Origin of the sequence: Pedococcus cremeus (assembly GCF_900111375.1) — a bacterium.
GTDB classification, from domain to species: domain Bacteria; phylum Actinomycetota; class Actinomycetes; order Actinomycetales; family Dermatophilaceae; genus Pedococcus_A; species Pedococcus_A cremeus.
Genome location: NZ_FOHB01000008.1, coordinates 67,747 through 86,794, shown reverse-complemented (window position 1 = coordinate 86,794; position 19,048 = coordinate 67,747). Strand labels below are relative to the sequence as shown.

The window sequence follows — 19,048 nt, the reverse complement described above, 5'->3', positions numbered from 1 at the left end:
CGCGGCCACACCTCCAGAACTGTCCCAGCGCGTCCCGTCATACGGACCGGTAGCCCATCAACCGAGACGACCCGGAGGCGGCGACCTCCTTGGTCGAGGTAAACACGCCGGGGATCGCCGGCGTGTTTACCTCGACCCGCGGGGTGAACGGGTGGGAAACGCGTCAGGGCTGGCGGCGGTGCAGCTGCCACGCGTCCGGGTCGTCGAGGGAGCCCTCCCCCACCCGCGTGAAGACGAGGCGGTCGTGCAGCCGGTTGCGGCGGCCACCCCAGAACTCGACCTCGTCGCAGGCCACCCGGTAGCCGCCCCAGAAGTCGGGGACGGGCACGTCGTCGGCGTTGCCGCGGTCGGGCCACTGCGCGGCATACCGCTCGTAGGCCTCCTCGAGGTCGGCGCGTCCCTCGACGGGCCGCGACTGCTGCGAGGCCCACGCACTGATCCGCGAGGCCCACGGGCGCGAGCCGAAGTAGCCGGTGACCTCCTCACGGGTGAGCGTCTGCGCCACGCCGCGGAAGCGGATGGCGCGGAACATCGACGGCCAGGTCAGCGACGCGGCGACGGCACCGGTGGCGGCGATCTCGACGCCCTTGGTCGACTCGGTGTTGGTGACGAACCCCGGCCCGCGCTCGTCGAAGAAGCGCATGAGCACCGTGCGCACGTTGGGCCGGCCGTCGGGGTCGACGGTGGCCACCGACAGCGCGAGCGGCTCCGGCACGTCACCCAGCTCGCGCGAACGGGCCACCGCCTCGTCGACCCAGCGGCGTGCCTGCTGCCAGGGAGTGGGGGCGACCTCGAGCTCGGAGAGGCCCTCGCCGGTGTAGTCCACGCGGTGCACATCGGTCATACGACGAGATTAGGGTGAGGAACCCGGCACGACACGGCGGGGCACGACACAGGAGGCGCGATGCCAGATCGGGGCAAGGCCGTCGGCAGGATCGTGAAGTGGGGGGTGAAGTACGGCCCCCACGTCGTGGTGCTCGCCCAGCAGGCGAAGGACCCGGCCATGGCGGCCGCGAAGAAGACGATGGAACGCCAGCGGTCGCGGCGCCTGGCGGTGGAGCACGCGTCCACCGTGCGGGAGGGCACCGTGCTCAAGGCGTTCGACCCGCGGCAGGGCTCGGACGAGCCGGTGTGGGTGGTGTTCTCCGGCGAGGAGCCCATCGCGGCCCACCCCGCCACCACCACGCCGCTCGCCGACCTGGTGGCGCGCAGCGACCTGTCGATGCGCAAGAGCCCGCACGAGATGCCGTCGACGTCCGAGTGGGTGCGCCAGCTCCCCCGCCAGCTACCCCGCCAGCTCCCCCGCCAGCGGCCCGGACGACGCAAGGGGTAGCCGACCACCCCTCGGTGCTGGACGCGTCCGCACGTCCGCATGCCAACGGCGCCCGCCACCACATCCGGGTGGCGGGCGCCGTTGCTGCGAAAGGGGTTCAGGCGTGCAGCCGGCTGCGCTGCAGGAGCCGCACACCGATCAGCGCGAACGGCGAGAAGCCGACCAGCACCATCACGGCCACGAGCACGGGCGAGCCGGCCCCGAAGGCCATCAGGCCGGCGACCCCGCCGAGGAACGGCGCGATCGTCCACCAGCCGAGCACGCCGGCCCGTGCCAGTCCGGCCAGCAACAGGAGCGGACCGACCAGGCTGAGCGGCTCGGTGCCGTCCCACATCCACAGCAGCGAGGCGTCCTTGAAGCCGCGGAAGACCTCGACGGCCTGGTCCATGGGCAGCGCGCGGCCGGCGGAGGCGTTCCACCAGTCGCTGAGCACCATGCCGGAGACGTTGGCGAAGCCGATGGTCGTCAGCACGGCGCCGACCACGGCGAGCCACGCGCCACGGGCCCGGCGCACGAGGGCCGGGGCGGCCAGCACTCCGAGGGCGATGGTGAGGTTGCCGTAGTGCAGGGCCAGGGCCGAGACCTGGGTCATGGTCGTGTCGCGGGCCAGCGACGAGATGTAGTCGGCGTCGGCCATGGAGTCGGCCGGCGGCGACGTGAACATGCCCAGCGACCACAGCAGCGGCCCGGCGATGAGGGCCGTCGCGGCGACGACCGGCAGGGCACGCGAGGAGGCGCGCCGGGCGTCCTCGGCTGCGGGTGAGGCGGTCGTGGTGGGGCTGTCGGAGGTGGTGCGGGTGGTGACGCCGAGGGTGTTGGCGTTGGCGGTCATGGTGGTTCCTCTCAGGTGTGGCCCGGACGGTCCGGGCGTCCGCCGGTGTCGGCGACTGCCAGAACTCTGCGGTCCGCAGCCCTCCCCGCGGCTCCGCCGAGACGCACCGACCCGGCCTCCCCCTCAGGGCGGAGCCCGGGCGTCGTGGGTCCTCCTCAAGAGGGATACGCGCCGGACCTCGCCGCCCTAGGGTTTCGGCCATGCCGACCGCCGCCCGCCTGCGCGACCCACGCCTCGTGCCATGGGCGGCGGCCGTCGCGATGGGCCTGCTCGGCCTCAACGAGGCGTGGTTCGACCCTGAGTTCCACCCCCACTTCGGCCAGCTGGCGCTCGCCTCGGCGTGGATCTCGGCCGGCTTCGTCGTCGCGACCCGATGGCCGTGCGTGGGAGCGGTCGTGGTCGGCTGCTTCTACCCGTTCAGCACCCTGCTCGGCGCCCCCGGCCCCGGTGGCACGGGCCTGATCTCGATGCTCATCGCCGTGGCGTGGGCCGGGTATGCCGGTGCGCCGGCTCGGTCGCGCGCCGCCGTCGCCGCGTGCATCGCCGTCTTCGTGGTCACCGACGCGGTGCAGCACGGCATCACGTGGGACAGCATCTTCTTCCCCGCCATCTTCGTCCCCGCCTGGTGGACGGGGACGCTGGTGCGGCGCGAGCAGCAGCGCAGCCGGCAGCTCGCCGCCATGGCTGCCGAGATCGACGCGCAGCGCGAGGCCACCGCGCACGCCGCCGTCGTCGAGGAGCGCGCCCGGATCGCCCGCGAGGTGCACGACTCGGTGGCCCACTCGGTGAGCGTGATGACCCTGCAGATCGGGGGCCTGCGCCGCCAGCTCGACGACGTGCTGCGCGACCGCCCCGCCGAGCGCGAGGTCATGCTGGGCCTGGAGCGGCTGGGCCGACAGTCAGTCGAGGAGCTCCGTGCGACCGTCGGTATCCTGCGCGGCGCCGACGGCGACCACGCCCCCGTCGCGCCGGCATCCCTGGCGCGGGCGTCCGAGCTGGTCGCCGACGTCCGCGCGGCAGGGCTCGACGTCAGCCTCGAGGTGAGCGGCGACCTCGGTGAGCTGCCCCGCGCGCTGGACGTCGCGGCATACCGGGTGCTCCAGGAGGCGCTGACCAACGTGCTGCGCCACGCGCCGCAGGCGTCGACGTCGGTGCGAATCGACCGGCAGGACAAGGGCATCCGGGTGGTCGTCACTGACGACGGCCGTGGCGCGACCGTCGCTGCGGCGGCGTCGCACGACGGCGGGGCCGGCGCGGGTGGTGCCGGGCTCAGCCCTGCCGTCGACGGCTCCCCGGTGGCGGTCGGTGGCAACGGGCTGGTGGGGCTGCGCGAGCGGACGACGATGTTCGGCGGCTCCCTCGACGCCGGGCCGCGGCCGGGCGGCGGCTTCACCGTCGACGCCCGCTTCCCCCTCGACCGGAGGTGGTCATGACGACCAGGGTGGCGCTCGTCGACGACGAGGCGATGGTGCGGGTGGGGCTGCGGATGGTGCTCTCGGCCGAGCCCGACCTCGAGGTGGTCGGCGAGGCCGCCGACGGCGCCGCCGCGGTCGAGCTGGTCGAGCGGGTGCGCCCTGACGTCGTGCTGATGGACGTGCGGATGCCCGTCGTCGACGGCATCGAGGGGTCGCGCCGGGTGCTCGCCGCCAGCCCGCAGACCAAGGTGGTCATCCTCACGACCTTCGGTGAGGACGAGTACCTCGAGGGCGCGCTGCGGGCCGGTGTGAGCGGGTTCCTGCTCAAGGTCTCGCCGCCCGAGCAGCTCATCGAGGCGGTGCGCGCGGTGGCCGCCGGCGGCGGGCTGCTCGACCCGTCGGTGACGCTGCGGGTGATCGAGTCGTTCGCCGCGGCTCCGCCCGGGCGCGCCCAGCGCTCGGCCCTGCTCGACACCCTCACCGCCCGCGAGAAGGACGTGCTCGCGCTCCTGGCCCGGGGCCTGTCCAACGCCGAGATCGCCGCCGACCTCTACCTCGGCGAGGCGACCGTGAAGACCCACGTCTCCAGCCTGCTGATGAAGCTGGGGCTGCGTGACCGGGTGCAGGCGGTCGTGGCGGCCTACGAGACGGGCCTGGTGCGGCCGGGAGAGGCGCCGGCCTGAGGTCGGCGTCCGGGAGCGTGGAACAGCGGGCGAGCCCGTCCCGTTGGGGATGGTGTGACCCTGTTCGACCCTGCCCTCAGCGCCGCCCGCGTCCAGCTCGCGGGCGCCCTGCGGTCGCGGGTGGCCGGTGACGACGCCGAGACCAAGGCCGCCGCCATCTGGCTCACCGACGGACCGCGCTGGTTCACCCCCGAGGACCCGATCTGGCGGGTCCACGCCGACGCCTCGATGTTCCCCGCCGGCATCCGCGCCCTGCTGCTGCAGTCTCTGCACCCGCTGGCCATGGCCGGCGTCGCGGCGCACTCGGGCTACAAAGGCGACCCGTGGGGCCGGCTGCAGCGCACCAGCGAGTTCCTCGCCACCACGACGTTCGGCACCATCGAGCACGCCGAGCGGCAGATCGCGCGCGTGCGCGGCATCCACCGCAGGGTCCGCGGCGTGACCCCGGACGGGCGCCCGTACGCCGCCGACGACCCGCACCTCCTGATGTGGGTGCACCTCACCGAGGCCGACAGCTTCCTGACCTCCTACCAGCGCTACGCCGAGCAGCCGCTCACGCCCGAAGAGGCCGACACCTACGTCGAGCAGTCCGCCGTGGTCGCCGGCCGGCTCGGCGTGCTCGACCCGCCCACGACCGTGGCGCAGCTGCGCAAGGGCATCGAGTCCTACCGGCCCGAGCTCGCCAGCACGCCGGAGGCCCGCGACGCCGCGCGCTTCCTGCTCGTGCACCCGCCGCTGCCGCTGGCGGCCCGACCCGGGTATGCCGCCCTGGCCGGCGGTGCGGTGTCGATGCTGCCGCGCTGGGCCCGCCGACCCCTGCGCCTGCCGTGGCTGCCGGTCACCGAGCGGGTGGTGGGCCGTCCGCTGGGCGGCGCGGCCACGTCGGTGGTGCGCTGGGCCATGCGCACCGACGAGGACGTGCGCCACCGCCGCTCGGCCTGACCGTCAGGTCTCGGGGCGCCACCAGACGGGTCCGTGCCGCACGAGGTGGGCGAGCTCGTCGCGCGTGGTCCGCGAGCGCAGCGGCGGGTAGGGGCCACCGGCCCGGCCGGCCATGCCGCCGACCACCTCGTCGAGCACCTCCCGGGCCGTGTGCCGGGGACGCCACCCGAGCACGTCGCGGGCGCGCGAGGTGTCCATGAACGGCACCCGGAAGGCCATCTCGAGCCAGCCCGGGTCGAGGGGTGCCACGCCGGTCTGCCAGAGCCCGCCCACGAGCCGCAGGGCCAGCGGCTTGGGCAGGTGGAGCGGCCGTGCGCCGAACGCGACGGCGAGGTCGGGCTGGCGCAGGATGCCGTCGGCGGCGAGGTTGAAGGCGCCGGCCGCCCTCGACTCGAGGACCCGCACGATGGCGTCGGCGACGTCGTCGGCGTGCACGAACTGCAGGGCGAAGGCGCGGTCGAGCGGCAGCAGGCCGACGTGCCGGAACAGCGGTGCCGGCATGAGCAACGGGAAGCCGAGGCGCAGCATGGCGCTGCCGGCCATCCGCTGGCCGACGAGTGATGGGCGGGTGCGCGCGATGACCAGCGCGTCACCGGCTTCTGCCTCCACCTGGTCGAGGTGCCGCTCGACGAAGGCCTTGTGCCGGCTGTAGACCGAGCCCGGCACCCCGGTGAACGGCCAGTCCTCGCCGACGGGGTCGTCGCTGGTGCGCGGCGCGTACCCACCGACCGAGGAGCCGAAGAGCAGGTGCGGCACGCGCTCCTCCTGCACGGCACGGACGACCGCGAGCGAGCCGCCGAGGTCGACCCGGCGCAGGTGCCCGCGGTTGTGCATCGGCTGCAGCCCCCATGCCAGGTGCACGACGCTGTCGGCCCCTCGCACGAGCTCGCGGAGGCGGCGGTCGCCGGAGCGATCGGCGAGGTCGTGCGCCACCCAGGTGACGCCCTCGGCGCGCCCGGGTGCGCCGGGGGCGGTCCGCACCCGGCGGCATACCGCGGTGATGTCGTGGCCACGACCGTCCACCGCGCGCAGGAACGCGCTGCCGACGATGCCGCTGGCCCCGGTGACGACGACGCGCACGCTGTCTCCTTCCGCCGAGCAGCCATCGAAACACGGATGATCCGGGGACGCCCGTCGCCCGGGGCCGGGGTCAGGTCAGGGCGTCGGGTGGTGCGAGTCGTAGCGGACGAAGCCGGGCTGCAGCCGGGCCAGCACGCCGATGGCGGCCACGCAGAGCAGGCCGCCCACCACAGCGGTCCGCCCCTCCCCCAGCACCTTCGTCGCGAGGCCGCCGGCCAGCTCACCCAGCCGCGGGCCCCCGGCGACGACGACGATGAAGACGCCCTGGAGCCGTCCGCGGAGGTGGTCGGGCGTGGCCGCCTGCAGGATCGTCGTGCGGAACACCGCGCTGACCGAGTCGGAGGCCCCCGCGAGGGCCATGCACCCGAGGCCGGCCCACAGCGCGTGCTCCTGGGTCAGGGCGCCGCCGCTGGCGAGCATGGCGACCCCGAAACCGGCGATCGCACAGCCCCACCCGACGATGCTGACCAGGATGGCCGCCCCCTGGCGGCGCACGTGCCCGAGCCGACCGGAGAACGCCATGGCCACGATGCCGCCCACCGCGGCGGCCGCGCTCAGCGCACCGACGGTCTTCGCGCCCCCACCGAAGATCACCGCGCCGGCCGCCGGGAAGAGCACCCGGGGCTGGGCCAGCAGCATCGCCACGATGTCGGCCACGAACGTCATGCGCACGTTGGGACGGGTGCCGAGGAACCGGAAGCCGTCGAGCACCGACCGCAGCCCCGGTCGGGTGGCCGCGGTGGCGTCGCCGTGCGGCTCGGGCGGCAGTGAGCGCAGCCGCCACAGGCCCCAGAGCGCGGCCGTCGTGACGACGGCGTCCAGGGCGTATGCCGTGCGGAAGCCTCCCCAGTCGACGAGGAAGCCCGCGAGCAGCGGCCCGACGGTGAGCGAGGCGTTCATCGCGAACACCGACAGGGCGTTGGCCGCGGGCAGCAGCCGCGTCTCGAGGATGCGCGGGTAGATCGAGGTGCGCGACGGCGAGGCCACCGCGAACGAGCCGTTCCACATCGCGACGAGGGCGTAGAGCACCCAGACGTTCGTGTTGCCCGCGAAGGCCTGCAGGGCGCAGAGAGCGCTGGTGAGCCAGCTGGCACTCTGTGCAGCGAGCGCGACCACGCGGCGGTCGTGGTGGTCGGCGAGCGAGCCGCCGTAGAGGCCGAGCCCGACGAGCGGCACCAGCGCGAAGAGGCCCACGAGACCGACCGCGGCGGTCGACTTCGTGAGGTCGTAGACCTGCAGGCCGATGGTGACCGTGGCCATCTGGGAGCCGATGTTGCTGAACGTGAAGCCGGCGTAGAGGCGCCGGTACTCCGGGCTCACGCGCAGCGGCGTCAGGTCCAGCAGCAGGGGCACAGCAGCAGACCCTAGGCCCCGGCCTGCACTAGCGTTCAGCGACATGGACCCCAAGGCCCGGATCGCCCTGCTCATTGACGCCGACAACGTCTCGGCCCGGCGGATCGACCTCATCCTCAACGAGCTCTCCGGTTACGGCGAGACCAGCATCCGTCGCGCGTACGGCAACTGGACCAAGCCCGAGCTGCGCGGCTGGGCGGGGGTGCTGCACGAGAACGCCATCCGACCGATGCAGCAGTACGACTACAGCAGCGGCAAGAACGCCAGCGACATGGCGCTCGTCGTCGACGCCATGGCGCTGCTCTACACCGACCGCCCCGAGGCCTACGCGATCGTCTCCTCCGACGGCGACTTCACCCCGCTCGTGATGCACCTGCGCGAGAAGGGGGCCGCCGTCTACGGGTTCGGTGAGCGCAAGACACCCGAGCCGTTCAAGAGCGCCTGCTCGCGGTTCCTCGTGCTCGACCAGCTCGACGTCGACGAGGAACCCACGACGACGGGTGGCGACACCGAGGAGGCGGACTCCCAGACGGCGCGTCTGCGGGTGCCGACCGCCGAGCTCAAGCAGGACGCCAAGCTGGTCTCGCTGCTCCGCCGCGCCGTGCAGGGCGCCGCCGACGACGACGGCTGGGCGCTGGTCGGCAACGTCGGCCAGCACATCGCCAACCAGTCCTCGTTCGACCCGCGCAACTACGGGTACGCCAAGCTCAGCAAGCTGCTCGAGGCGTGCGGGCTGTTCGACATGAAGGACGAGGGCACGTCGGCGCTGGCCGTGCGGGACAAGCGGCTCGGCAAGGGCAGCAAGAGGTAGCCCTCAGTCGGCGACCGTGATGCCGAGCTGGTCGGCCAGGTTCGGCGCGAGGTCGAACAGCTGGAGGCGGGAGATCGTCGCGCCCGACAGGCTGGCCAGCCCGCGCGGCGCCGAGAGCTGGGCGCCGCTCAGGTCGACCTTCTTCATCCGGGCCTGGTTGAAGTCCGGGGCCACGAGCCGGCACCCCTCGAAGGTCACCTGCTCCAGGGTCGCGCCGCCGAAGTCGGGCTCGGTCAGCACGCAGTCGGTGAACGTCACCTCCCGCAGGGTGGCGCCGCGCAGGTTCAGGAAGTCGATCTTCCCGCCCTCGAAGCGCACCCGCCGCAGCTCGGCCCCGAAGAGCTGCACCGCGCCGAGCCGGGCCCCCGTCACGACGCAGTCCAGCCACTGGCTCTCGGCGAGGTCGACACCGGCTCCGCGCACGGCATACAGGGTGGTCTCCGCGAAGCGGGCCCTCGGTGCGCGCAGCTCGGTGAGGTCACACTCCTCGAACCGGCACTCCAGGAAGCGGGCCGAGCCGGCGTCCTGGCCCGAGAGGTCGCCGGTGAGCACCTCGCCGTCGAGGTCGTCACCGGCCATCAGCCGAGGGGTCACGCGGTCACCGTCCGGTCACCGCCCGGTCACCGGTCAGGGGGTCACAGGGGCCGGTCGTGGACGTGTGCATGGACGCCATGTTGGCGCATCGTGGTGACAGTGCAGAATGGCAGCGCCGACAACGACGCCGAGCAGGATGGGGTTCTCCGATGGCCGACAGTGACTTCAAGCCCGGACTCGAGGGAGTCATCGCCTTCGAGTCGGAGATCGCCGAGCCCGACAAGGAGGGCGGGGCGCTGCGCTACCGCGGCGTCGACATCAACGACCTCGTCGGGCGGGTGTCGTTCGGCCAGGTGTGGGGCCTGCTCGTCGACAACGAGTTCGACCCCGGTCTGCCGCCGGCCGAGCCGTTCCCGCTGCCGATCCACTCCGGTGACGTGCGCGTCGACGTGCAGGCCGCGCTGGCGACCCTGGCCCCGCTGTGGGGCTTCCGGCCGCTGCTCGACATCGACGCCGACACCGCCCGCGACAACCTCGCCCGGGCCTCGGTGACCGCGCTGTCGTTCGTGGCGCAGTCGGCCCGCGGGCTGCAGCAGCCGATGATCCCCCAGCGCGAGGTCGACAAGGGCAGGACCATCGTCGAGCGGTTCATGATCCGCTGGCGTGGAGAGCCCGACCCGCGCCACGTGGAGGCCGTGGACGCCTACTGGGTGTCCGCCGCCGAGCACGGCATGAACGCCTCGACCTTCACCGCCCGGGTCATCGCCTCCACCGGCGCCGACGTGGCCGCCTGCCTCTCGGGGGCGGTCGGTGCGATGAGCGGCCCGCTGCACGGCGGCGCCCCCTCCCGTGTGCTGCACATGATCGAGGGCGTCGAGAGGACCGGCGACGCCACCGCCTACGTCAAGGACGTGCTCGACAAGGGCGAGCGGCTCATGGGCTTCGGCCACCGCGTCTACCGCGCCGAGGACCCCCGGGCCCGGGTGCTGCGCGCGACCTGCGAGCGGCTCGGCGCACCCCGGTTCGAGGTGGCCGCCGCCCTGGAGAAGGCCGCCCTCGACGAGCTGCACGCCCGGCGCCCCGACCGGGTCCTGGCGACCAACGTGGAGTTCTGGGCGGCCGTGCTGCTCGACTTCGCCGAGGTGCCGGCCACGATGTTCACGCCCATGTTCACCTGCGCCCGCTCGGCCGGCTGGTCGGCGCACATCCTCGAGCAGAAGCAGACCGGGCGCCTCATCCGGCCCAGCTCGCGCTACATCGGCCCCGGTCCGCGACCGGTCGAGTCGGTGGCCGGCTGGCGCAGCTGACCCCGCAGGCCTTCCCCCTTCTCGGGCGCACTCTGCCCGCCTCCTGTCGCCCTGCCCACCGAGTTCGGCGGGCACAGCGACGGAAGGTGGGCAGAGTCGCGTCGAGATGCAGCCGTGCCTGTGCACAACTGCGCCGGCCGCCGGTCTCGAGTCGCCATAGTCGAGGCCATGTAGATTCCTGCCGAGCTGGTCGAGGTCTGCCGCGACGGCGTCTTCAGCACGTCGGACGCGTCGGGTCTGGGCCTGCGGACCTCTCGCCTCGGTGTGCTGGCCAAGGCCGCTCTGTGCACGCCGCTCACCCGCGGCTGGTGGGCGCTCGGGGTCCCGGCCGATGACGAGGCTCGTCACCGGCTGACGACCACCGCCCTGCTGCGCCACTTCGGCTCCAAGGTCTTCGCCAGCCACCAGTCAGCGCTGGTCATGGCGGGGCTGCCGCTCGTGGACGTCGATCTCACGCGGGTCCACCTCACCCGGGTCGACGACCGGCAGAGCCGTCGGCAGCCGGCCTTCACACTGCACCCCGCGCTCGGCGTCGCCCTGACCCCGAAGGAGCGGCTGGCGGTCGCGATCGTGCAGGCGGGGGCGGTGAACCGTCCGATCTCCGCTCTGGCGGCGGCGGACGCAGCCCTGCACCGCAAGCGCCTGACTGCGGCCGACCTCACCCAGGCATGCGCGCTCCTGGCTCGGCATCCCGGCACAGCCACCGCCCGCGCCGCCCTCGTGCACGCCGAGGGGCGGCACGAGTCCCCCGGGGAGACCCGGTTGGCGCAGGTGCTGCGCCACCTGGGCATCACCGCGACGCCTCAGGTCGTGCTGGAACGAGACGGAACCCGGTACCGCGTCGACTTCCTCCTCGAGGACGCCCCGGTCGTGCTCGAGTTCGACGGCAAGGTCAAGTACGACGACCGCGACGACCTCTTCGCCGAGAAGCGCCGCGAAGACCTGCTGCGCTCGTGGGGCTACGAGGTCGTGCGGGTGACGTGGACCGACCTCCGCCACCCGGAGCGCATCGCGAGGTGGATCGAGGCCGCCCGGCGTCGGAGCCGGGCGAAGTCAGCCTGACCGCCGACGCACTCTGCCCGTGAACCGTCACTGTGCCCACCGAGCTCGGTGGGCACAGTGACGCGGGATGAGCAGGGTCCGACAACACTCCCGTATGCCGCGCGCTCGCCTCCACGGCGACGTCACCAGCACACTGGCATCCGTCCGCGTGGTGGACCTCACGTCCCACAGGGCGGACAGCGGTGTCAGACTGGAGGCCGACAACGGCGTCGACACCCACCTGTTCACATCCCTGCCGACCGCAGACCGCGGCCACCGACGACGAAGGTGACTTGACGTGACCGAGAGCGCCCCGCTGACCCTCCCCGCCGAGCTGCTGCCCCAGGACGGGCGCTTCGGTTCCGGCCCCTCCAAGGTCCGCCCCGAGCAGGTCGAGTACCTCGCCTCGCTGGGCACCACCGTGCTGGGTACCTCGCACCGCCAGGCCCCGGTGAAGAACCTGGTCGGCGCCGTCCGCGAGGGCATCAGCGAGCTGTTCAGCCTCCCCGAGGGCTACGAGGTCGTCCTCGGCAACGGCGGCTCGACGGCCTTCTGGGACATCGCCGCCTTCGGCCTGGTCCGCGAGCGCGCCCAGCACCTGAGCTTCGGCGAGTTCTCCTCCAAGTTCGCCAGCGTCACCAACAACGCCCCCTTCCTGGGCGACTCCACCATCATCAAGGCCGACCCGGGCACCCTCGCCGCGCCGCGGGCCGAGGCCGGTGTCGATGTCTACGCCTGGCCGCACAACGAGACCTCCACGGGTGTCATGGCCCCGGTGAAGCGGGTCGAGGGCGCCGACGAGGGCTCGCTCGTGCTCATCGACGCGACCTCCGGCGCCGGCGGCCTGCCCGTCGACGTCAACGAGGCCGACGTCTACTACTTCGGCCCGCAGAAGTGCTTCGCCTCCGACGGCGGCCTCTGGCTGGCGGTCTTCTCCCCGGCCGCCCTGGCCCGGGTCGACGAGATCGCGGCCACCGGTCGCTGGGTGCCCGACTTCTTCTCGCTGCCCACCGCCATCGACAACTCGCGCAAGAACCAGACCTACAACACCCCCGCGGTCGGCACGCTGGCCCTGCTCAAGGCCCAGCTCGAGTGGCTGAACGGCCAGGGCGGCCTCGAGTGGGCGGTCAAGCGCACCGCCGACTCCAGCGGCCGGCTGTACGACTGGGCCGAGCGCACGGCATACACGACCCCGTATGTCGCGGACCCGGCCGCGCGGTCGCAGGTCGTGGCGACCATCGACTTCTCCGACGACGTGGACGCGGCGGCGGTCGCCAAGGTGCTGCGCGCCAACGGTGTCGTCGACGTCGAGCCCTACCGCAAGCTGGGCCGCAACCAGCTGCGGGTGGCGACGTTCCCCGCGGTCGAGCCCGACGACGTGTCGGCCCTCATCGCCTGCGTCGAGCACGTCGTCGAGCGCCTCTGACCTGCACGGTCGACGAGCGCGGTCAAACTGCGGACGCGCCCACCAGGGCGTAACCTGCGCGCGGGCTCCTCGTTGGTCCGGGTGGACACCCCGGGGATGGGGCACTCGGACACGAGGAGACGCACGCAATGACGCGCGAACCGCGACTCACCTGGCGGACGGTCGCCGCTGCCCTGCCGGCGGTGGCCCTCATCGGCGCCGGCTCGGTGCTGGTCAGCACGGGTGGGGCATCCGCCGAGGACGTCTCCACGGCGCAGGCCAAGCCGGTCATCACCGTGCCGGCCGCCCCGCTGACCCGCCCGGCCGCGCCCGTGCTGCCGCCGCTGCCGCCCATCCCGGGTGAGGTGGCCTCCAGCCTGCCGTCCGCGGCTCCGGCGCCCTCGGTCGCCCCGGCCGTCGCCGCCGCAGGCATCCCCCAGCGGGCCCTCGACGCCTACCAGCGGGCGGCTGCGCTCGTCGCCGCCGCCGACCCCGGCTGCGGCATCGACTGGCCGCTCATCGCGGCCATCGGCAAGGTCGAGAGCGACCACGGCCGGTATGCCGGCAACGGCCTCGACGACTCCGGCACCGTGCGCCCGGGGATCTACGGGCTGCCGCTGAACGGCACCAACGACACGGCCGTCATCCGTGACAGCGACGGCGGGTCCCTCGACCGCGACACCACGTGGGACCGCGCCGTCGGCCCGATGCAGTTCATCCCCGGCACCTGGCGCAGCGTGGGCGTCGACGCCGACGGTGACGGCACCGCCAACCCGCAGAACCTCACCGACGCGGCCACGGCCACCGGCGTCTACCTCTGCTCCGGCCCGGGCGACCTCCGCGACGCCGGCGACCTGCGCTCGGCGGTCCTGCGCTACAACCAGAGCGACGCCTACGTCGCCCAGGTGGTCGCGATCGCCGAGGGCTACCGGCGCGGGGTGTCCGTGCTCCCGAGCACCGACCTGACCGACGCCCAGCTCACCGGCAGCCCCTACCTGCCGTCCAGCGCCGCGGGCTCCGGTATGCCGGCCACGGGCCCGGGCGCGACCGCCTCCTCCACGCCCCGGGCTCGCTCGACGACCACCTCCGGCCGCACCACCGGCAGCGGGGGGTCCACCGGTGGCTCCACGGGGACCGGCAAGGGCACCGGGTCCGGCAGCGGCTCGGGCAGCGGTGGCAGCGGATCCCTGCCGAAGCCGACCACGACGTCCTCGTCGACCACCGGCATCACCGACGTGGTCACCGGCGTCGTGGGTGGCGTCACCAAGCCCCTGCAGCCGAAGCCGAGCACGACCTCCTCCTCGCCGACGTCGACGTCGAGCCCGTCACCGACCTCCACGTCGGCACTCGAGCCGCTGAAGCCGGTGACGAACTCCCTGGGCCAGCTGGTGTGCCCCTCGGGCTACGAGCTGCGCCTGACCGTGCCGCCCATGTGCTACCCGAAGTGACACAGAGGCCCGCTACCTGACCAAGGCGGCTTCTCGGCTACCTGACCAGAGCGGCTCCCTGCTCCCCGAGCAGGGCGGCTTCCCGCTACCTCACCAGGGCGGCGACGACGGCGACGACCACGACGACGACCAGCACCGCGATGGTGACCCGGCGCCGGAACGTGGGCGTCACCGGGCAGCCTCGGGCATGGCCTCGGACACCGGCGCGGTGGTGACCCGGAAGCGGGGGCGTCGCTGCGACTCGTAGCTCACCCGGACATTCTCGTGGCGGGCCAGCCAGACCGACACACCGGCCAGCGTGATGCCGACGGCCACCGTGCCGATGGCGATGGTCCAGCGGGCGCCGAAGACGTCACCGATCCAGCCGATGATGGGGGCGCCGAGCGGGGTGCCGCCCATGAAGATCGCCATGTAGAGCGCCATGACGCGGCCGCGCATGAAGGGCTCCACACGCAGCTGGACCATGGCGTTCGCGGTGGTCAGCGCCGTGAGCGCCGAGAGCCCGACGGGCACGAGGGCGACGGCGAACAGCACGTAGGTCGGCGCGATTGAAGCCAGCAGGGTGGCCACCACGAACCCGGCCAGAGCCACGAGCAGGGTGCGCAGCCGCGGGTGGGGGCGCCGGGCGGACAGCAGCGCGGCGGACAGCGACCCGATCGCCATGATCGAGCCGAGCAGGCCGTACTCCTCCGGGCCCTTGCCGAACTCCTTGGTGGCCATGAGGGCCGTGGTGATCTGGAAGTTCATCCCGAAGGTGCCCAGCACGAACACCAGGACCATCACGAGGACGATGTCGGGGCGGCTCCTGACGTACCTCACGCCGTCACGGATGGCGCCCTTGCCACGGGTGACCGGTGCCGGTCGCAGCTCCTGCGGCCGCAGCATGACGAGGGCCACCAGCACGGCGACGAACGTCAGGGTGTTGAGCAGCAGGGCCACGCCGGTGTTGAAGGCGGCGATGGTCAGGCCGGCGATGCCGGGGCCGATGAGGCGGCCGGCGTTGAACGAGGCGCTGTTGAGCGACACGGCGTTGGCGAGCCGGTCGCGCGGCACCATCTCGGAGACGAACGACTGCCGCGCGGGGTTGTCGATCGCCGTGGCCACACCCGTGAAGAGCGCGATGGCGTAGACCATCCACAGCTGCGCGGTGCCGGTGACGGCGAGCAGGCCGAGGAGCAGGCTGGAGGTGGCCAGACCCGTCTGGGTCAGCAGCAGCGTCTTCCGCTTGGGGAACCGGTCGGCGATCATCCCGGCCCACGGCGCGAGCAGCAGGAAGGGCAGGAACTGCAGCCCGGTGACGATGCCGAGCGCCTTCGAGGAGTGGTCGGTCAGGACCGTCAGGACCAGCCAGTCCTGGGCGACCCGGCCCATCCAGGTGCCGATGTTGGAGATGAAGGCGCCGGTGGCGTAGATGCGGTAGTTGCGGATGGAGAGCGAGGAGAACGTCGGGCTCATTCGCTCGCCACCCTCGACAGGATGCTGGCGGCGCGGCGCAGCACGTCCTGCTCCTCGGGGCTGAGGGACTTCACGCGCACGGTCATCCACTGGTCGCGCCGGCGGCGGATCTCCTTGAGCACCCGGCGACCCTCGACGGTCAGCGACAGGATGACCTGCCGCCCGTCCGAGGGGTCGGCGGTGCGCGCGACCAGGCCGCGCTCGACGAGCGCACCTACGGTGCGCGTCATGCTGGGGGCGCTGACCCGTTCGATCTCCGCCAGCTCACCGGGGGTGCGGGGCGTCTCCTCCAGCCGGACCAGCACACTGAACTGGTGCGGTGGCACCTCATGGGTGCTCTCGAAGCGGACGCGACGCGAGATCCGCATGCAGGCCAGGCGGAGCTCGCCGGCCAGCGCGGTGACGGCGGAGGGCGACAGGGCAGCACTGGTGGAACGGCGTTCCGGTGATGTCATGGCAGTCCTCCCTCACTCACAATAGTTAGCACAACTCATTACCTGTGCTAACTATTCCAGCGAGGGGTGACCACCGCCTGCCGAGGACGTCCGAGCCGACTGAGGCACCGGCGCCGACTCCGACAGAACCCGGGTGGCGGAAGCGGCTGCCGCCACCCGGGCCCGTCCCCCTGACCCCTGCCGTCCGGGGGCGCCCCCGCGACTCCACCGGCATCAGCACAGGTACCCACCGCGGGACGCCTCGAAACGGCCGTGAAAAGGCGTGTGCCGGGTGGTCACCGCGAGGGTGACCACCCGGCATACGGGGTGGGTGCCTGGGGTCAGATGCCGACGGCGTTGCGCAGCGGGTCGATGGCGAAGTAGATGACGAACAGCACCGAGACACCCCAGAGCAGGGGGTGGATCTGGCTGGTCTTGCCGCGAACGACCTTCAGCAGGGTGTAGACGACGAAGCCGGCGCCGATGCCCACGGTGATCGAGTAGGTGAACGGCATGAGCACGATCGTCAGGAACGCCGGGATCGCGATCTCGAGGTCGTCCCAGTCGATGCCCTTGACCTGCTGCATCATCAGGAAGCCCACGACGATGAGGGCCGGGGTGGCCGCCTCGTAGGGCACGACGTTGACCAGCGGGGACAGGAAGGTCGCCAGCAGGAAGAGCACGCCGGTGACCACGGAGGCCAGGCCGGTGCGGGCACCCTCACCGACGCCGGAGGCCGACTCGATGTAGGAGGTGTTCGACGAGACTGAGCCGGCACCACCGGCGATGGCGGCGACGGAGTCGACGATGAGGATGCGCTCGGCGTTGGGCGGGTTGCCGTCCTTGTCGAGCAGGCCGGCCTCGGAGCCGATGGCGACCATCGTGCCCATGGTGTCGAAGAAGTCCGCGAGGAGCAGGGTGAAGACGAGCAGCATCGCGGCGACGATGCCGATCTTGGAGAACGAGCCGAGCAGGCTGAAGTGACCCAGCAGCCCGAAGTCGGGCAGGCTCGCCACCGAGCTCGGGATCTCCGGGACGTTGAGGCCCCAGCCGGCCGGGTTGACCAGCTTGCCCGTGTTGTCGGTCTGGCCACCGACGTTCGCGATGGTCTCGACGATGACGGCCAGCACCGTGGCGCCCACGATGCCGTAGAGGATCGCGCCCTTCACGCCCTTGACCATCATGACGATGATCGCCAGCAGGCCCACGACGAAGACGAGCAGCGGCCACCCGGTGAGGAAGCCACCGATGCCGAGCTCGACCGGCACGGGGCCGCCGGCGGGCTTGCGCACGAAGCCGGCGTCGACCAGGCCGATGATGGTGATGAACAGGCCGATGCCCACGCTGATCGCGGTCTTGAGCTGGGCCGGGATGGCGCGGAACACCGCCTGGCGGAAGCCGGTGAGCACCAGCACCGTGATGATGATGCCCTCGATGACCACCAGGCCCATGGCGTCGGCCCAGGTCATCCCCGGCAGCTTGGCCACCCCGAAGGTGACGAAGGCGTTGAGGCCGAGGCCGGTGGCCAGGGCCAGCGGGTAGTTGGCGACGACCCCCATGAGCAGGGTCATCACGCCGGCCACGAGGGCGGTGGCCGCGGCGACCAGGTGCAGGTTCGGGCTGGTGCCGCCACCGAGGAACTGGCCGGTGGAGTCGGCCTGGGTGCCGATGATGAGCGGGTTGAGCACGACGATGTAGGCCATCGTGAAGAAGGTGGCCAGGCCACCGCGGATCTCGCGGCCGACCGTCGAGCCACGCTCGGTGATCTGGAAGAACGAGTCGAGGGCGCTGGTGGAGACGGCCTCGCGCGTCACGGAGGGGGCTTTCGACATGGGCAGAAGAGTACGGCCTGGGCAGGTTTGTCCTGGCGATAGGCTGCCGTCGTGAGACAGCCCAGCGCGAGCCGCCCCGACGGCGCGCCCACCACCGGCCACGCGGCCGGTCCGGCAGTGGGCCCGGCGGTAGGCCCGGCGGTGGGCTCGTCAGCCCGGGTGACCGAGCCGCAGCCGCTGCCCTGGCGCACCACGCGGGTGGTGCTGTGGGGTATCGGGCTGTGGGCGGTGGCGCTGGTCGTCACCCTCGCGGTGCCGGCCCTGCACACCGGCGACCGGTCGTGGTGGCCGTGGTGCTGTGTGGCCGGGATCGTGCTCGGCCTGCTCGGGTACAGCTACGTGCGCCGCGGGCGCGGCAACGCCTCCGACGCCTGAGCGCTAGACGCCTCCGACGCCTGAGCGTCAGACCAGGTCGAAGGCCTCCTCGTCGACCAGCGGCTCGCCGCCGCCGGACACGGGTGACTGCTGATCGACGTCGACCTCGGAGTGGGCGCCGCAGCCGTGGTCAAGACTCACGACGCGACCGTCGCTGGGTGACCAGGCGTTGGCGCACACGCCGAAAAAAGACCTCAACGCCCCCGCCATGGGGAGGAAGTAGCCGCACGAGGAGCACGGCGCCGGGGCCTTCTCGGCGACCTCGGCGTGGGGCCCGTTGTCGCCGTCGTACCAGCGCTGGGCCGCCGCCTCGCGCCCCTCGGCCGACAGGACCCGCGGGCGCCCGAGGCCGAGCTCCCACAGGGCCACCTGGTCGACGTCCTCGTCGCCGGTCGCCTCGAAACCGGGCTCGAGGTTGGCGTCCTCCTCCTTGTAGGGGAGCACGTCGCCGGGGCCGACGTCGCCGGGAGCCAGCCGCTCGGCATACGGCACCCACTCGGGCGACAGCAGCGCGCCCTCGCCGGGCACGAGGTTGGTCTCGCAGACCGTGGCGACCTTCCCGCGCGGCACGCGGGCCACGGTGATGGCCCAGCGCCAGCCGGGGTAGGCCGCGGCGGTGCAGGCGAAATAGTGGGTGGCGAGGCGCTCCTCGACCATCTCCATGCCGAGGTGGTCACCGACCGTGCCGGCCTCGGCGATCGACTCGGCAGCCTCGCGGGCCAGGTCCACCGAGGCCTTCAGCACGGCGTCGTCCTTGGGTGCCGGCAC

General features: G+C 72.7%; 19 protein-coding genes. 10 read left to right on the top strand and 9 right to left on the bottom strand.

Annotated elements, in window-relative coordinates:
- Nucleotides 1-163 precede the first annotated feature (163 nt).
- Complete coding sequence (gene pdxH / locus BMW78_RS15545; protein ID WP_091761620.1) at nt 164-844, bottom strand: pyridoxamine 5'-phosphate oxidase; 681 nt, start codon at nt 842-844, stop codon at nt 164-166.
- A gap of 60 nt (nt 845-904) precedes the next feature.
- On the opposite strand from pdxH, the gene BMW78_RS15540 reads away from it, so the two are divergent.
- Complete coding sequence (locus tag BMW78_RS15540) at nt 905-1,333, top strand: hypothetical protein (protein WP_091761618.1); 429 nt, start codon at nt 905-907, stop codon at nt 1,331-1,333.
- A 97-nt stretch (nt 1,334-1,430) separates the two neighbouring features.
- On the opposite strand, the gene BMW78_RS15535 is transcribed toward BMW78_RS15540, so the two are convergent.
- Nucleotides 1,431-2,165, bottom strand: coding sequence for a hypothetical protein (locus BMW78_RS15535; RefSeq protein ID WP_091761616.1), 735 nt, complete (start codon nt 2,163-2,165; stop codon nt 1,431-1,433).
- Nucleotides 2,166-2,365: 200 nt separating this feature from the next.
- Here BMW78_RS15535 and BMW78_RS15530 point away from each other — a divergent pair, with 200 nt between their 5' ends.
- Genes BMW78_RS15530 through BMW78_RS15520 form a run of 3 tightly spaced genes read left to right on the top strand, consistent with a single transcriptional unit; the run spans nt 2,366 to nt 5,205 of the window.
- Nucleotides 2,366-3,598 carry a sensor histidine kinase gene (locus BMW78_RS15530; RefSeq protein WP_091761614.1) on the top strand — a complete coding sequence of 411 codons (1,233 nt, stop codon included), beginning with the start codon at nt 2,366-2,368 and terminating at the stop codon, nt 3,596-3,598.
- Complete coding sequence (locus BMW78_RS15525) at nt 3,595-4,263, top strand: response regulator (protein WP_091761612.1); 669 nt, start codon at nt 3,595-3,597, stop codon at nt 4,261-4,263. Before BMW78_RS15530 ends, BMW78_RS15525 begins: the two co-directional genes overlap by 4 nt.
- Nucleotides 4,264-4,317: 54 nt before the next feature.
- Nucleotides 4,318-5,205, top strand: coding sequence for an oxygenase MpaB family protein (locus BMW78_RS15520; RefSeq protein WP_245735899.1), 888 nt, complete (start codon nt 4,318-4,320; stop codon nt 5,203-5,205).
- A 3-nt stretch (nt 5,206-5,208) separates the two neighbouring features.
- Here the strand turns inward: BMW78_RS15520 and BMW78_RS15515 are convergent, their stop codons facing one another.
- Together BMW78_RS15515 and BMW78_RS15510 are read right to left on the bottom strand one after the other, a co-directional pair.
- Entirely contained in the window at nt 5,209-6,285 is a 1,077-nt protein-coding gene (locus tag BMW78_RS15515) for an NAD-dependent epimerase/dehydratase family protein (protein WP_091761610.1), read from the bottom strand.
- A 75-nt stretch (nt 6,286-6,360) separates the two neighbouring features.
- On the bottom strand, nt 6,361-7,638 hold the full coding sequence (locus BMW78_RS15510) for an MFS transporter (RefSeq protein WP_245735898.1): 1,278 nt from the start codon (nt 7,636-7,638) through the stop codon (nt 6,361-6,363).
- A 43-nt stretch (nt 7,639-7,681) separates the two neighbouring features.
- On the opposite strand from BMW78_RS15510, the gene BMW78_RS15505 reads away from it, so the two are divergent.
- Nucleotides 7,682-8,449, top strand: a complete 768-nt coding sequence (locus BMW78_RS15505; RefSeq protein ID WP_091761606.1) for an NYN domain-containing protein — start codon at nt 7,682-7,684, stop codon at nt 8,447-8,449.
- A gap of 3 nt (nt 8,450-8,452) precedes the next feature.
- On the opposite strand, the gene BMW78_RS15500 is transcribed toward BMW78_RS15505, so the two are convergent.
- Nucleotides 8,453-9,043 carry a pentapeptide repeat-containing protein gene (locus tag BMW78_RS15500; protein ID WP_091761604.1) on the bottom strand — a complete coding sequence of 197 codons (591 nt, stop codon included), beginning with the start codon at nt 9,041-9,043 and terminating at the stop codon, nt 8,453-8,455.
- Nucleotides 9,044-9,192: 149 nt separating this feature from the next.
- On the opposite strand from BMW78_RS15500, the gene BMW78_RS15495 reads away from it, so the two are divergent.
- From BMW78_RS15495 to BMW78_RS20880, 4 genes are all read left to right on the top strand, one after another.
- Complete coding sequence (locus BMW78_RS15495; RefSeq protein WP_091761602.1) at nt 9,193-10,290, top strand: citrate synthase 2; 1,098 nt, start codon at nt 9,193-9,195, stop codon at nt 10,288-10,290.
- Between the two features lie 264 nt (nt 10,291-10,554).
- Entirely contained in the window at nt 10,555-11,352 is a 798-nt protein-coding gene (locus tag BMW78_RS15490; protein WP_091761600.1) for an endonuclease domain-containing protein, read from the top strand.
- A gap of 277 nt (nt 11,353-11,629) precedes the next feature.
- The gene (gene serC, locus BMW78_RS15485) at nt 11,630-12,757 is read left to right on the top strand and encodes a phosphoserine transaminase (protein ID WP_091761599.1); all 1,128 of its coding nucleotides are present in this window, start codon (nt 11,630-11,632) and stop codon (nt 12,755-12,757) included.
- Nucleotides 12,758-12,885: 128 nt separating this feature from the next.
- Nucleotides 12,886-14,184, top strand: coding sequence for a lytic transglycosylase domain-containing protein (locus BMW78_RS20880; RefSeq protein ID WP_091761597.1), 1,299 nt, complete (start codon nt 12,886-12,888; stop codon nt 14,182-14,184).
- A 168-nt stretch (nt 14,185-14,352) separates the two neighbouring features.
- On the opposite strand, the gene BMW78_RS15475 is transcribed toward BMW78_RS20880, so the two are convergent.
- The 3 genes from BMW78_RS15475 to BMW78_RS15465 form a co-directional block, all read right to left on the bottom strand.
- On the bottom strand, nt 14,353-15,639 hold the full coding sequence (locus BMW78_RS15475) for an MFS transporter (RefSeq protein ID WP_091761595.1): 1,287 nt from the start codon (nt 15,637-15,639) through the stop codon (nt 14,353-14,355).
- On the bottom strand, nt 15,636-16,094 hold the full coding sequence (locus BMW78_RS15470; RefSeq protein WP_091761593.1) for a MarR family winged helix-turn-helix transcriptional regulator: 459 nt from the start codon (nt 16,092-16,094) through the stop codon (nt 15,636-15,638). The genes BMW78_RS15475 and BMW78_RS15470 overlap by 4 nt, the downstream gene beginning before the upstream one ends.
- A gap of 320 nt (nt 16,095-16,414) precedes the next feature.
- Complete coding sequence (locus BMW78_RS15465) at nt 16,415-17,905, bottom strand: NCS2 family permease (RefSeq protein ID WP_091761591.1); 1,491 nt, start codon at nt 17,903-17,905, stop codon at nt 16,415-16,417.
- A 51-nt stretch (nt 17,906-17,956) separates the two neighbouring features.
- Here BMW78_RS15465 and BMW78_RS15460 point away from each other — a divergent pair, with 51 nt between their 5' ends.
- Nucleotides 17,957-18,280: a DUF2530 domain-containing protein gene (locus tag BMW78_RS15460; protein WP_245735897.1), complete on the top strand. Its 324-nt coding sequence runs from the start codon at nt 17,957-17,959 to the stop codon at nt 18,278-18,280.
- Between the two features lie 27 nt (nt 18,281-18,307).
- Here the strand turns inward: BMW78_RS15460 and BMW78_RS15455 are convergent, their stop codons facing one another.
- Complete coding sequence (locus BMW78_RS15455; protein WP_091761587.1) at nt 18,308-19,048, bottom strand: DUF3027 domain-containing protein; 741 nt, start codon at nt 19,046-19,048, stop codon at nt 18,308-18,310.